The organism is Brevibacillus reuszeri (genome assembly GCF_001187725.1).
Taxonomy (GTDB): domain Bacteria; phylum Bacillota; class Bacilli; order Brevibacillales; family Brevibacillaceae; genus Brevibacillus; species Brevibacillus reuszeri.
In genome coordinates, this window is record NZ_LGIQ01000009.1 from 1489146 (window position 1) to 1502834 (window position 13689).

At 48.7% G+C, this 13689-nt stretch carries 15 protein-coding genes; 10 read left to right on the top strand and 5 right to left on the bottom strand.

Annotated elements, in window-relative coordinates:
- Positions 1-21: 21 nt before the first annotated feature.
- Entirely contained in the window at positions 22-234 is a 213-nt protein-coding gene (locus tag ADS79_RS21445) for a hypothetical protein (RefSeq protein ID WP_049740405.1), read from the bottom strand.
- Between the two features lie 138 nt (positions 235-372).
- On the opposite strand from ADS79_RS21445, the gene ADS79_RS21450 reads away from it, so the two are divergent.
- Complete coding sequence (locus tag ADS79_RS21450; RefSeq protein ID WP_049740406.1) at positions 373-903, top strand: sigma-70 family RNA polymerase sigma factor; 531 nt, start codon at positions 373-375, stop codon at positions 901-903.
- Positions 904-908: 5 nt separating this feature from the next.
- Entirely contained in the window at positions 909-2237 is a 1329-nt protein-coding gene (locus ADS79_RS21455; protein ID WP_049740407.1) for a DUF4179 domain-containing protein, read from the top strand.
- Between the two features lie 76 nt (positions 2238-2313).
- Here the strand turns inward: ADS79_RS21455 and thiD are convergent, their stop codons facing one another.
- A complete protein-coding gene (thiD, locus tag ADS79_RS21460) occupies positions 2314-3108 on the bottom strand; it encodes a bifunctional hydroxymethylpyrimidine kinase/phosphomethylpyrimidine kinase (protein ID WP_049740408.1) in 795 nt (264 codons plus the stop codon).
- Positions 3109-3253: 145 nt separating this feature from the next.
- On the opposite strand from thiD, the gene ADS79_RS21465 reads away from it, so the two are divergent.
- The 7 genes from ADS79_RS21465 to ADS79_RS21495 all read left to right on the top strand — a co-directional run bounded on the left by ADS79_RS21465 (position 3254) and on the right by ADS79_RS21495 (position 9457).
- Positions 3254-4060 (top strand): sensor histidine kinase, encoded by an 807-nt coding sequence (locus ADS79_RS21465; RefSeq protein ID WP_049740409.1) that lies wholly within the window; start codon positions 3254-3256, stop codon positions 4058-4060.
- The gene (locus ADS79_RS21470; protein WP_049740410.1) at positions 4057-4707 is read left to right on the top strand and encodes a response regulator; all 651 of its coding nucleotides are present in this window, start codon (positions 4057-4059) and stop codon (positions 4705-4707) included. The genes ADS79_RS21465 and ADS79_RS21470 overlap by 4 nt, the downstream gene beginning before the upstream one ends.
- A 137-nt stretch (positions 4708-4844) precedes the next feature.
- Complete coding sequence (locus ADS79_RS21475) at positions 4845-5243, top strand: SET domain-containing protein (protein WP_049740411.1); 399 nt, start codon at positions 4845-4847, stop codon at positions 5241-5243.
- A gap of 211 nt (positions 5244-5454) precedes the next feature.
- A complete protein-coding gene (locus tag ADS79_RS21480; protein WP_049741097.1) occupies positions 5455-6408 on the top strand; it encodes a metal ABC transporter solute-binding protein, Zn/Mn family in 954 nt (317 codons plus the stop codon).
- 33 nt (positions 6409-6441) lie between these two features.
- Positions 6442-7230, top strand: coding sequence for a metal ABC transporter ATP-binding protein (locus tag ADS79_RS21485; RefSeq protein WP_049740412.1), 789 nt, complete (start codon positions 6442-6444; stop codon positions 7228-7230).
- Positions 7227-8579 (top strand): metal ABC transporter permease, encoded by a 1353-nt coding sequence (locus ADS79_RS21490; RefSeq protein ID WP_049740413.1) that lies wholly within the window; start codon positions 7227-7229, stop codon positions 8577-8579. Before ADS79_RS21485 ends, ADS79_RS21490 begins: the two co-directional genes overlap by 4 nt.
- Positions 8576-9457 (top strand): metal ABC transporter permease, encoded by an 882-nt coding sequence (locus tag ADS79_RS21495; protein ID WP_049740414.1) that lies wholly within the window; start codon positions 8576-8578, stop codon positions 9455-9457. The genes ADS79_RS21490 and ADS79_RS21495 overlap by 4 nt, the downstream gene beginning before the upstream one ends.
- Before the next feature lie 48 nt (positions 9458-9505).
- Here ADS79_RS21495 and ADS79_RS21500 read toward each other — a convergent pair whose 3' ends face one another.
- The 3 genes from ADS79_RS21500 to ADS79_RS21510 are packed head-to-tail and all read right to left on the bottom strand — an operon-like array spanning position 9506 to position 12041.
- Complete coding sequence (locus tag ADS79_RS21500) at positions 9506-9961, bottom strand: GNAT family N-acetyltransferase (protein WP_049740415.1); 456 nt, start codon at positions 9959-9961, stop codon at positions 9506-9508.
- Between the two features lie 30 nt (positions 9962-9991).
- Positions 9992-11020 (bottom strand): TIGR03943 family putative permease subunit, encoded by a 1029-nt coding sequence (locus tag ADS79_RS21505; RefSeq protein ID WP_049740416.1) that lies wholly within the window; start codon positions 11018-11020, stop codon positions 9992-9994.
- Between the two features lie 16 nt (positions 11021-11036).
- Positions 11037-12041, bottom strand: coding sequence for a permease (locus ADS79_RS21510; protein ID WP_049740417.1), 1005 nt, complete (start codon positions 12039-12041; stop codon positions 11037-11039).
- 283 nt (positions 12042-12324) lie between these two features.
- Between ADS79_RS21510 and ADS79_RS21515 the strand changes: the two genes are divergently transcribed.
- Positions 12325-13686: a hypothetical protein gene (locus tag ADS79_RS21515; protein WP_049740418.1), complete on the top strand. Its 1362-nt coding sequence runs from the start codon at positions 12325-12327 to the stop codon at positions 13684-13686.
- The last annotated feature ends 3 nt before the right edge of the window (positions 13687-13689 follow it).

Below are 13689 nucleotides of genomic sequence, written 5' to 3' on the forward strand. Positions count from 1 at the left end.
TGACTGGCTGGTCCACGGTTACTATCCTAATGAGCTTTTGAAATCAGCAAGCCATTTTTTGGCTTGCTCCTCCTGCTTCGAAGGCACCTGGAGCATATAGAGATACCCTGCTCTTTTCGTTTTTTGGGACGTCAATCTAACCGAAATTCCTTTTGTCTCGAGAAATCTGCGGCACTCCTGCGCTACTCTGGGAAGACCGTACGACTCATGAATCGTTACCCATTTGATCCACATTCATCTGCCCCACCCTTTCTCTTCTTTCTTTACTGTAAGCACTTCGTGGGCGGTAGGTTCGACAAAAACGATGAGGCTGCACATTTTGTTAAAACCGTTTCACCCAGTTGCGCGTCTAATTTCTAGGAGGGAGAAAATGTGAATCTGGAACAGCTTGTCCTGCGTGCCACACGCGGCGATGATGAAGCTTTTTTTGAAGCCGTCAGTCTGCAAAAGGAAAAATTGTATAAAGTGGCTTACGCCTTTCTACACAATGAAAATGATGCTCTGGAAGCCATCCAGGAGGCGACCTGCCGCTCCTATCTCAAGCTGTCCCGACTTGAACAGGCAGCCTATTTCAGCACGTGGCTAACGAGAATTCTCATACACGTCTGTGTCGATGAGCAAAAAAGGAAAAAACGGCTTTTGGTCGATCCGATAGAGGTGGGCAACGAGCAGAACCGTGACTTGGACATAGACCTTCATGAGCAAACTGTCGAGCGCATGTATATTGAGGAGGCCCTCTCCCGTTTGACCCCAGCGCATCGTCATATCATCATTCTGAAGTATTTTGAGGATCGAACCATTCGGGAAATTGCTGATGTGCTCGGTCATCCAGAGGGAACGATCAAAACATGGCTGCACAAGGCTTTGGGGGCCCTACGCAAAGACCTCAGGAAAGGATGGTGACGGGAATGCAGGAAGATACGCAACGGGCACAATCACACACAATGCCTCCCCAAATCGAGCAGTACATTCGCAATGGAATCAAACAGGCAAATCTTGTCAAGAAAAAGCGCCGCCGGAGGTTTATCCGTCTAGGCTCGGGTGCTGCTGCTTGTATGCTTTTGTTAAGTTTCTTTTTCTCTATCAAGCTTTCTCCTGCGGTTGCGGCATACGTCAGTCATATTCCTGGTATGGAAAAACTGGTGGAGCTGATTAGCGACGACAAAGGCATGCGATTGGCAGTAGAACACAATATGGTGCAAAGTGTTGGGGCGAGCACCTCTCTGGATGGAGTCAGCTTTACCATCGATCAGGTTTTGATGGATCAAAAGCGTATGCTTGTGTTTTATACCCTGCAATCTGAAAAGCTCGATCAGCATGTTTCTCTGGATAAAATCGAGCTGACTAATCCGAACGGAAAGGATTGGCAGTACGGCATTTCCTGGTCACCCGGCAATCACAAGGAAGCATCGGTCAGCCGCGATCGGTTTGACGTCTATATCAGTGAGGACAGCAACATTCCAGAGACTTTGACTGCAAAGGTTACCGTCGCAATAGACAATGCTCCTCAGGACACTCCGCTATACGTTTCCTTTGCGATTGACAAGACGAAATATGTTTCGTTGGAAAAGCAGGTCTATCCTGTCATGAAAGAGGTAACGGTGGATGGATTGCACTTCACCATTGAGCAGATCGCCGTTTTCCCAACGCAAACAGAAGTCAGTATTCTTTTTGATCCAGCCAATAAAAAGCACGTCTTTGACTTCGATCAGCTCCGGCTCGTGGATGAAAAAGGGCAGAACTACGCCTTCTGGGGGAATGGGGTGCCGTCTCGCGCCTACGGAGAAAATGGCATGGTTTACAATTTGGAAAGCACGTATTTTGTCCAACCCGCAAAGCTGTATTTGAAGGCAAACGGCATTCGGGCCATCGATAAAGATAAGCTTGAGGTCGTTATTGATGCCAAGGCCAAAACGTTGGTAAAAGCACCAGACACCCAGCTTCAGTTAGATGCTTTGCGTCAAACGGGCGATGGTCTCGGCATGGACTTTACGCTGGAGGTTGCGCAGCAGGACGTAAACCATTTTTATGGGCTTGTAAACGAATTAACCGATGATCTCGGGAATGAATACGATTATGTCCAAGGAACCTCCTCCACGCGCGATAAGGAAACCACCCAATCCTACGGGTATTGGTTCAAGCGATTGACGAACAAAGGTGAACCCAGTTTTTATACGTTCACGTTAAATAATTACCCAATTCGGTTGCATGGGGATTTTTCCGTTCAAGTCAAATAAAAAAGGACACATATACAAAAACTCGAGCTCCCGCGTATAGGAACTCGAGTTTTTCTTTTTTCTGAAAGGATGCAACCTACTCCACTACTGCCCAATGATTCGTTGGACCGTGTCCGCCCCCGATTTGCGGAGCTGTTTTGATCGCCTCAAAGATAAAGCGATTTGCCTTCTCTACTGCCCCAACGAGCGGTGTATTTTTTGCCAATTCGGCTGTCAATGCAGCGGAGAACGTGCAGCCTGTTCCGTGTGTATGGCGCGTTTGGATACGCTCATGTGCCAGCTCATAAAAATTCGTTCCGTCGAACAAAATGTCAACGACAGTATCCCCTTCGAGATGACCACCCTTCATAAGGACATTGCGCGCACCCAGTGCATGAATGGCTCTTGCACCCTCCCGCATTTCCTCCGGGGTACGAATCTCCATCCCTGTCATGCATTCTGCTTCTGGCAAATTCGGTGTGACGACCTCTGCCAACGGAAGTAAATCCGTCTTCAACGCAGCGATTGCCTCGTCCAAAAGCAGCTTCGCTCCGCCTTTGGCAATCATGACTGGATCAACCACCAGCTTCTTCAGACCAAATGTGCGAATCTCTTCCGAAACGGCTTTGATGATTGCCGCATCGAACAGCATTCCTGTCTTTGCAGCATCTGCTCCCAAGTCTCGCAGCACCTCACGCATCTGGTGCGAGACAGCTTCTGTCGGCAATGGATATACACCTGCTACTCCCAATGTATTTTGGGCGGTAATTGCCGTGATTGCACTCATGCCATATACACCAAGCTGATGGAAGGTTTTCAGGTCTGCCTGAATTCCCGCTCCTCCCCCGCTATCTGAGCCTGCTATTGTCAATGCTTTCGCAATGGTTTGCATGAATCTCCCTCCTGCTTTCCACCTTTTCTCATACGAGTATATCATCCACTTGTCCCATTCGGTATACTTAGTAGAGGTTGTTCAAAAAGTGGTCAGTTGAACACGCACTCGTAGTGATTGCTATAAGTAAAGAAGGGATTATGAAATGTCTTATCGCATTTTTTACTGGTTGACCGTATTGATTCCTACGATCATCATCGGAGGCTTCGAATTCGTTCGCCATGATTTTTTGTTACCCTATATGTCGATGGAGACGGGCAATGTGTACATCACCCTGCTCACTCTCCTCTTGTCCTATTTGTTCGCCACCTGGATGTTTCGCACAATTAAAAGGATGAATGCGCGTATCGTGGAGGAGCAGGCCCGCCGAGCTGTTTATGAGGAGCGCGAGCGATTGGCACGGGAACTGCACGACGGGATTGCACAGTCTCTGTTTTTTCTGAATGTGAAGCTGAAGCAGGGTCATCTGGATGAAGCCCGCGTCGCCGTATCTGCCATTGACAATCATGTCCGGCAAGCCATTTTTAATTTGCGCGCTCTGCCTGAAGAAGGCAGCTTTGATCAACGCTTGGAAAAATGGCTTAGCCAATGGAGTGCCCTGTCAGGCGTAGATGTCGCTTCGCAAATTCGAATCAAGGAAAACTTTTTTTCCGCCGCCGAAGAAGTACAGCTATTCGGGATCATCCAGGAAGCATTTGCCAATATTCGCAAGCACGCACAGGCACGTCACTCCTGGATTTCTCTCACGACAGAAGATCCACGCAATTGGGTCCTCTCCATCGAGGATGATGGAATTGGGATCACGCACACATCCGTGGATACCAAAAAATACGGACTATCGATGATGCGCGAACGTGCCCGTCAGCTGCAAGCCGCTGTCGATATTCGAAAACGTAAGGAAGGCGGCACAATCATAAGCCTGACTTCCCACTCTGGAGGTTCTACTAGATGAACGGTTACCGTGTATTGATCGCTGACGATCATCCGATGGCACGCATGGCCATCCGCAGTCTCCTTGACGCTGATCCATCCTTTGAGGTGATTGGCGAAGCAGAAAATGGCGAGGAGGCATTCGAGCTTTGCGGCAAGCTAAAGCCGGATCTGGTTTTGATGGACATCAATATGCCCAAATGGAGTGGGCTGGAGGCTACACGTGAAGTCAAAAAAGCCTATCCGCATATCAGGGTCGTCATTCTGAGCATTTCAGACGATGTTGCCGATTTGATTACAGCTATTCAATTCGGTGCCCAAGGCTACCTGCTAAAAAATTTGGAGCCAGATGATTGGGTCAACTATCTTCATGCCTTGCTCGGCGAGGACAGTGAGTTATCCCGCGAAATGGCGACACGACTGCTTTATCGTTTCAGGCAGGAGGAGCATGTAGACGAAACGGTTCCTGATGTTCTCACTCCCCGCGAGCGAGAAATTGTCATTTATGTTGGTGCTGGAAAAACGAACAGGGAAATCAGTGAAGCACTCATCATCGCTGAAAATACAGTCAAAAATCATTTGAAAAATATTTTGGAGAAGCTGCAGCTGGCTAATCGTGTACAGCTGGCAGCCTACGCCGTCCGTCATCATCTTGTCATGAAAAAATAGCTGGAATACAGGGAGAATAGCAGGTTTCCATCCATCACCTTGGCCATTCACGAGGAAAAAGTGTTGCTTTCAGCCGAATCAACTGTCATTCTTAAAAAGGAAAAACTCCACAGTCAATAGAACGCAGGTGATAATTCGTGATAGAAGTAAAGACATCCAAGCTTAGCAACGGAGATTTAAATAGAGGCGTATTCGCTACACGTGACATTGCAAAAGGCGATCTCATTCATGAAGCCCCTGTCCTTCCATACCCCAATGAGGAGCATGATCATATCGAGAAAACAATGCTCGCTGATTACGCCTTCGAGTATGGTGCTAACCACACAGCGTTTCTCCTCGGATATGGCATGTTATTTAACCATTCGTACACTCCTAACGCGACGTACGATATTAATTTCGACAACCACACCTTTGATTTTTACGCCTATACGGATATTGCAGCAGGAGAAGAAATCTTGATCAACTACAACGGCGATGTTGATTGCGATGATCCCCTCTGGTTTTATGAGGAAGAAAATAAGCGAGCAAGCAAATAACAGAGTAAAACACAAGCAGGCAGGTGACACGTTCACCTGCCTTTTGCATATGCTGTTGCACAGCTACACCCAGCATCAATGAACAGGTTTGTCCAAAGGAAGCAAATTTTATCCTTGGAAAACAATGTTGCATGATGTCATTTTTTTGCGTCAATGTTGCCTGGAGGAAACATTCATGCATACACATAAAAAACTTGAAGGGAGACAAACCATGACAGCTACATATCGATCGTTATGGGGAAAGGGAGTTTTCACCGCAGTAATTACTGCCTCTCTCCTGCTTGCCGGTTGTGCAGACAGCAATCGTGTATCACCCGGATCTCATGACGGCAAATGGAAGGTGACAACAACGACTGGCATGGTCGCTGATATCGTCAACCAGGTAGGCGGTAATCATGTAGAGGTAACCCAGCTGATGGGGGCTGGGGTAGACCCTCACCTGTACAAAGCTTCGGAGGGTGATATCAAGCGAATTGATCGTGCCGACATCATTTTTTACTCGGGACAGCATCTGGAAGGAAAAATGATTGATATTTTCGAAAAGATCGGAAAATCCAAACCTGTCAAGGCTGTTACCGCCAAGCTGACCACTGATGATCTGCTCGCTGATCCCGCTTCTCCTGACAATCCCGACCCTCATGTCTGGTTTGATGTATCGCTTTGGATGAAAGCAGTCGAGCAAGTAAGGGATGATTTGATCGCCTTTGACGCTCCAAACAAGGATAGCTATACGGCAAATGCAGAAAAATACTTGGCTGAGCTAAAAGAGCTCGATACGTATGCCCAAACCCAGCTTGCTTCTGTTCCGAAAGAACAGCGCGTGCTTGTTACGGCGCACGATGCCTTCCAGTATTTTGGCCATGCCTATGATGTAGAGGTTCTCGGCCTGCAGGGTATCAGTACAGCTTCTGAATATGGCTTGAAGGATGTCCAGAGCCTGGTCGATACACTAGTGGCTCGCCAAATTAAAGCCGTTTTCGTCGAATCTTCTGTGCCCAAGCGCTCGATTGAAGCAGTCGTGCAGGGAGCTGCTGCCAAGAGTCATACCGTTTCTATTGGTGGAGAGCTTTTCTCTGATGCGATGGGAACTACCGGAACACCAGAAGGTACGTACATCGGAATGGTAAAGCACAATGTGAATACAATCGTGAATGCACTGAAATAGTACGAAAAAAACTGCAGGGAAGGATGAACAGGCATGTCAGTTACTACCTCTTCCGCTCCGCTAAGCGTGCGGGACTTGACCGTTGCTTATCAGAAAAAGCCGGTCCTGAGAAGTGTTCATGTAGAGGTACCTGAGGGGAAGCTGATCGGGATCATCGGACCAAATGGAGCAGGCAAATCCACTTTTATTAAGGCAGTGCAGGGGCTGATTCCTGTTGCCTCGGGTGAAACGCATATTTATGGTAAACCATATCGGCAGCAAAGAAAGCTGGTCGGCTATGTCCCGCAGCGCGAGTCTGTAGACTGGGATTTCCCTACCGATGCACTTGATGTTGTACTCATGGGACGGTATGGCCGTCTGGGGTGGTTTCGTCGCCCCAGTAAGACAGATCGAGATTACGCCATGGAATGCCTCCAAAAAGTCGGTATGGCCGATTACGCCAGTCGACAAATCAGTCAGCTCTCCGGTGGTCAGCAGCAACGCGTTTTTCTTGCGCGGGCACTGGCACAGGAAGCCCATCTCTATTTCATGGATGAACCATTTGCGGGAGTAGATGCCGCTACGGAAAAAGCAATTATTCTACTCCTGAATGAATTGAAGCAGCAGAAAAAAACGGTGCTTGTCGTCCATCATGATTTGCAGACCGTCGAAGAATATTTTGACTGGACCATTTTGCTAAACCGAAGAGTGATCGCTGCCGGACCAACAAAAGAAACCTTCACCTCTGACAATTTGCAAAAAACGTACGGAGGGCGTCTCCACGTCCTCGGCAATCAAGTGCTGCTCACCAGCTCATCTGCAAAAGGAGAGATTGAGCCATGAACATTTGGTTAGCCCTGCAGGACCCGAACACGCAGTGGGTTTTGATGGGGTGTGTCTTGCTTGGAATAAGCAGTGGCGTCTTGGGCTGCTTCGCTTTTTTACGCGGGCGATCACTTGTTGGTGACGCCTTGGCACATGCGGCCCTTCCTGGTGTCTGCCTCGTCTATCTTTTGACTGGCTCAAAATCAATCGGGTTATTTCTCATCGGAGCTGGCGTTGCCGGATTGCTCGCTACGTATTGCATCACGGCAATCTCGCGTCATACCCGAATCAAAGAGGATACTTCACTCGCACTAACGCTATCCGTCTTTTTTGGAATCGGAATTGTGCTGCTCACCTTCATCCAGCACAGTGCGAGCGGAAATCAAAGCGGCCTTGACAAATTTTTATTCGGGCAAGCCGCATCCCTCGTCGCAAGTGATGTCATCACCATCATGATAGTAGCTGCTGTCCTCATAATCGCGACAGGCTTGCTATTCAAGGAATTTACCCTGCTCTCTTTTGACCCTGGCTTCGGCCGAGGGCTTGGATTCCCTATGGGTCTTCTGGATGGCTTACTGATGCTCATGCTTCTCATGTCTGTCGTCATTGGACTACAGGCGGTAGGTGTCGTCCTCGTCGCTGCCATGCTGATCGCTCCGGCAGTTACAGCCCGCTACTGGACAGACAAACTCGGGCGAATGGTCGTCCTCTCCGGAATATTTGGTGCCCTCAGTGGTGTTTTGGGCACGCTGATCAGTACCCAGCAAGAGAATTTGCCGACTGGACCTACCATCGTCCTTTCTGCGACAGCCTTTTTCCTGATTTCGCTGTTGTTCTCTCCTCGACGCGGTGTAATCGCTCGGCTAGTTCGCTATGTAGCGATGCGCAGCAAGGTGCGTGAGGAGGACGTCATGCAAGCTCTGTATGAACGCCTCGAAGAGAGAATGAAAAGCCGTCCAGCCAGTGTTTATTATGGCTTCGATGCAGAGAACCTGGCGCAAAAATGCGGAAAAAGGATTGCTATTGTGCGCAAGGTATTGAGAGGTCTGGAGAAAAAAAGCTTTGTCTCACAGCGTGCACATGCTCAATCAGATGCATATTGGACGTTTACTGCCGATGGTTTGCAGACGGCTCATCGTCTCGTTCTGAATCAGCGACTGTGGGATGTTTATCATATGAATCAAAACCAGTACCACGATCTGGAAATTGATGTGAATCAGGATGAGCTGGCTCCGCAGCTGTCCCACGAAACCTTGTCGCTTATGCTTGCCCAATTAAAGGTCTACGATCTGACGCCAGAGCTTCCTACACATGGTGGCGTCTCGCATCTGCTACAGCCTTCGAACCAAGGAGGTTTATCGCTGTGAACACGTTTTTGATTATTTTGACAGGTTCATTCGTAGCAGCATCTTGCGGATTTCTCGGCTGCTTTCTGATCCTGCGACGCATGGCGATGCTCGGAGATGCTATCAGTCACGCGATCCTCCCTGGTATCGTCATCGCTTTCTTATTTAGCGGCAGTCGGGAGATTTTGCCGATGCTGATCGGAGCTGCACTCATCGGGCTTATCACCGTGTTTATCGTACAGCTTTTGCACCAAAGTGGAGTAAAGTCAGATGCTGCCATCGGCGTGACATTTACCGCCCTGTTTTCTGTGGGTGTAGTACTCGTCTCCCTCTTCACCCAGCAGGTCGATCTCGATCTGGATTGTGTGTTGTATGGAGAGATTGCCTACGTCCCTTGGGATACGTGGCAATGGGGCGGTTTCGATATGGGGCCTCGTGCTCTGTGGGGAATCGGCAGTGTCTTTTTCTTCAGCCTGGTCGTCATTGGCCTTTTTTTCAAACAGTTTAAGCTGTGCAGCTTTGATCCGGCATTGGCAGCGGCCATCGGAATCCCTGTTGTCCTCTTTCATTACTTGCTGATGACGCTCGTCTCTCTCACCACGGTTGCAGCCTTTGAAAGCGTCGGAGCGATTCTCGTTGTCGCCATGCTCGTCGTGCCCAGCGCAACCGCTTATTTGTTAACCGACCGTTTGCATCACATGCTGCTTATAAGTATGGGCGTAGGCATTCTCTCTGCTGTCTTCGGATACTTCCTCGCCTCATTTCTGGACAGCTCGATCGCAGGCGCCATGACATCTGTTGCTGGACTGCTCTTTTTGCTTGCCTTTTTCTTTTCTCCGCGCCATGGCATGCTTTTCAAGGCCATTGCACGACGCAAAGTGAGCATGGGCGAGTTGTAAAAAGAGAAAGCTGGCGTCTCTCTCGTTGGAGACTCCAGCTTTTTGTTGTTAGTTGCTGCTCTTTTCAAAAAAGGATAGCGTCAGTCCAGGAGCCACTTCCTTTTGCTCGACTAGCATAAAGCCGTGTCGTTGGTATAGCTGTGTGGCCGGCTCATTTAAAGCACCTGTAGAAACAATCATTTTTTGCCACTCTGGCTGCACCGCTTCTACATGCTGAAGCAACTTACTGGCAATGCCCTTGCGAAAATGGTTTGGATGCACCATCATGCGATGAATGTCCACTACGCCATCCTCCACCTTGAAAGAAATCGCTCCTGCAAGCTCAGCCCCATCCATAAAGCAGGCAAACATTTCTCCGCATTCGAGCAGGTCATCGACGGTTTCCCGTAAAGGCGGGAGGTCAGCCCAGCCGATGAGCTTTGCCTCTACTGCATAGGCTGCCTGCTGTAGAGCCCACACACGCTTGGCTGTTTCCCTATTGGAAATCGCAATCGATTGAATCATAAAGAGTAGTCCTCCCTGTTTTTGCAGCAGCTAGCTGTTTGACGCGGCATCATAGCTGTAATAGACGTACGGGTCCTTTGGTGCTTTCACTGGTTCCACATGATTTGCTTTCAAGACAAGCATGTCAAATCCATCCACTTTTCTCAGCTCCAGTTTGCCACGTACCTTTACCCAGCTATCTTTTGCCCATTTGTTGCCATCAGGCTTTTCTACCAATATCCCAAACACACTCGCATCAGCGGTGCAGCAGGATACCGAGAATCTTGCCACGACAAATTGCTGATTGGAAAAATCAGATTGCCGATAGACAAATCCGAGAGTCTCCATTTCTTTTCCGGCAAACTCTTTTGCATACAGCTCCATCGTGGTCAAGCCATCGAGAAATACCTTTTCATCCAGCTCGATCACGGGCTGCTTGTACAAGGACACCGCCAAATTCGTATAAAAATCTCCGAAACCATCTGTATCAAAGCGTTTGCGGATTTGCTCATCTTCTTCAGGCGCGTCCTTGCTTGCCTCGCTTGCCACATGCTCTGATTCACCTTGTGTCGCGGGCTCTGTTGCTTCGTCTGACTGCCCAGCAGATGCAGCCTCATCCCCATTATCGTTATTTGCAGAATCTTTTTCCGGCGCATCGACTTGTGGCTCGTCTGTCGCCACGGCGACCTCTGCCAGCTTTCTCACATCGTTACTGAGCAAGGTGATTCCTTTTTTTTCTGCGACTGCGCTGCCCAAAATTTTATCTGGCATAAACAATCCCATGGCTAACGGTAAAACAAACAATCCATACACGATGAGCGAGCTCCATGGTGAACGCGGCATCTTATGTACATCTTCGCAGTCACAATCATACGCATTTGCCCCCACGATCGCCTGCCGTATGCTGACCACTGTCAAAATGACCAAAATTCCTAATGTGACATAACTGAACATGTGAAGACGAGGTGCTAAGTAATGACTCAGCTTCTCTGACAGTATCAAATAGGCCAAGAGCAACGTAAATCCCGCCAAGATTATACTGCGTACGAAATAATGACGTTTCAAACTAGTCTGATTCATAGCATTCTTCCTCCCCCTAAACCGGCATGAGCATCGTAACGGCCAATACCAGGACCGTGACGGCCACCACAAGCTTTACAACAAACCCGAAACGAAAGGTACCAAGCAGCATCAATGTTGTTTTGAAATCGAGCATCGGACCAAACACGAGAAAGGCCAGCAGCGAGCTGCTGTGGAATGAATTGGAAAACGATGCGGCGATAAAAGCATCCGCCTCTGAGCAAAGGGAAAACAGATAGGCCATGCCCATCATCACTAAATTGGACGTAAGGGGCGTTTGCCCAATATTCACGAGAATTTCCCTGCTGACAAACACTTGTAGAAGCGCGCTAATAAAAGCCCCAAACAGTAAATATTTCCCCATGTCAAAAAATTCGTCCACCGCATGTGAAAAGGTAGCGGAAAGCTTTCCACGTGCTGCCTCGGTGTGCAGAGCTTCATGTCGATTCTGCGATTCCATGCCAAGGCGAAGCGGATTCTTTTTCACAAAAAGAAAAACCAGCATCCCGACCATAATCGCGACTACAAAACCAGCAACACCTCGATACAGCGCCATATCAGGGTATCTGGAGAAAGCAACATACGTGGACGAAAGCACGACAGGATTGACGATTGGCCCAGCCAATAAAAACGTAATCCCAACAGGCAACGGCATCCCTTTTTGAATCAGCCTGCGCACAATGGGAATGATTGCACACTCACAAACTGGGAACAAAAAGCCGAGCAAGCCTGCAAAGGGAAGTCCAATGATCATGCTTTTCGGTGTCCAGCGCCTGACCTGCTCCTCAGTAATAAACGTTTGGATAAACGCTGAGAAAAAAACTCCCAAAAGCACAAAAGGAATGGCTTCCAGTACGATGCTAAGAAAAAAGGTTTTGACATCCAGCCATTGCGGGGACCATTCGATCTTCCATCCGGTAAACATGCCGATAGTCCCGTTGACAGTCAACAAGACAACAGCCAGCCCGAGAATGAGCGCCCCGATAATCTCTATGAAAAAGTGACGAATTTTTGCGAGCAAAATGACTTCCTCCTGACCCATAAATCGTTATCATTCCTAATTATATACCAAAGCATAAAATTCCTGCTGCTTTCCTCTATTTTTGTGACTAATCGCCTATACGCCTGCTCTTTTTTTCCAATTCAAACCATTTTATAATAAGTGGACACACTTCTTATTCCTCACACTGTTTCTCGTTCCATTCCACTGGAAAGGAGGCGAGTCCCCAAACAAGCCGCTCATAAAAGGTTGGACGTAACTCGCTGTTCAGAGCCAAATCTCTGTACGATAGGAGGCGTCACGCATGAACCGTCCTGATTTTCGTCATCTGCAACAAAGCATGGAGGATGTAACGGCAGCTGCCCTGGACCAGAATACGGGTCCCCTCGATCCTGTTGAGTACCACTCGTTGCAGGAGCGCCTACATGATGCAGCTAGCTCTCTTCCCCCACTTTACCGTGAACATGTGTACCATCCGTTTATGCAAGCAATGGACAAGCTCACCGAAGCTGGATTTACAAGCATGATGAGACGCGACCCGCGAAAGGAACGCGAGGCAGGGCTGTTTTGTGATATTGCCCAAGCCATCTTGCAAAACAAAGAAGGGTACGAAAAAGAAGCGACAGATGCTTTTCAGGAAGTGGTAAGTGATTTGTATGACGGCTTTTTGAGTGAGGAGGACAGGAAAGGTATTAAGCCTCCTGATCAAAGCTTGATCGCTCCTCTCGTCAAATGGGGACGGCCGCACTTTGGTCCCTATACGTGGACAGTAGAAGCAGCTTCACATTTTGGAATCAAAACTGGAATTGTCAATTTGCCTCCAGCCAATGCCCACCATGGTTTGTTGGCATGGTCAGCCCTCGGTCATGAGACAGCTGGACATGATATTTTGCATGCTGACATCGGCCTGCTTGGCGAGCTGCAAAAAACGGTTTACGATGCCTTATGGACTGAGCTGGACAATCGTGCCATCGCCGATTACTGGTCATTGCGAATCGATGAGACCGCGTCGGATGTACTCGGCATACTCAATACCGGACCGGCGGCAGGCATCGGCTTGATCGGCTATTTCCGCGGACTAAATCAGGCGTATAAAGGAAAAGCTATTTTGCGTAATACTGGACCCGAGGCTGATCCGCATCCTGCCGATATTTTGCGTGGCTATCTGGCAGCAGAAACCGTGCGCCTGCTACACTTTGATTACGCCGAGGATTGGGCAAGTGCTCTACAGGAAGAAACGGACAAGGACCTCACCTCCATCACACTCGGTCGAGCAAGTGTCGATGTCGAATTAATCAAGCAATCTGCAGCAATCGTCGCGCAAGCCATCACACAGACACGTCTTATGAGTCTGGAAGGACATGCTTTCGGAGATATTCAAAACTGGCACAACCATGATGAGCGAATTGTCCAGGAGATACGGGCGCATCTGGAAAGCTCTGTTGACGTACAGGATTGTATTGTATCCGGGATGTATGCTGCTCATGTCGTTTCAGCTGCTGTAACTGGAGCGATTGCAGGCGAGGTTTCCGTAAGAGAAGCTTTCACTGGCATGACAAGTCTTCTGAAAAGCATGCATGATGCCAACCCGTCCTGGGGCCCCCTCTACGTACGTCATCGTGGAGATTTGACTTTGCATCGCATCTACTCTCGCACAGCAAGCTGATCA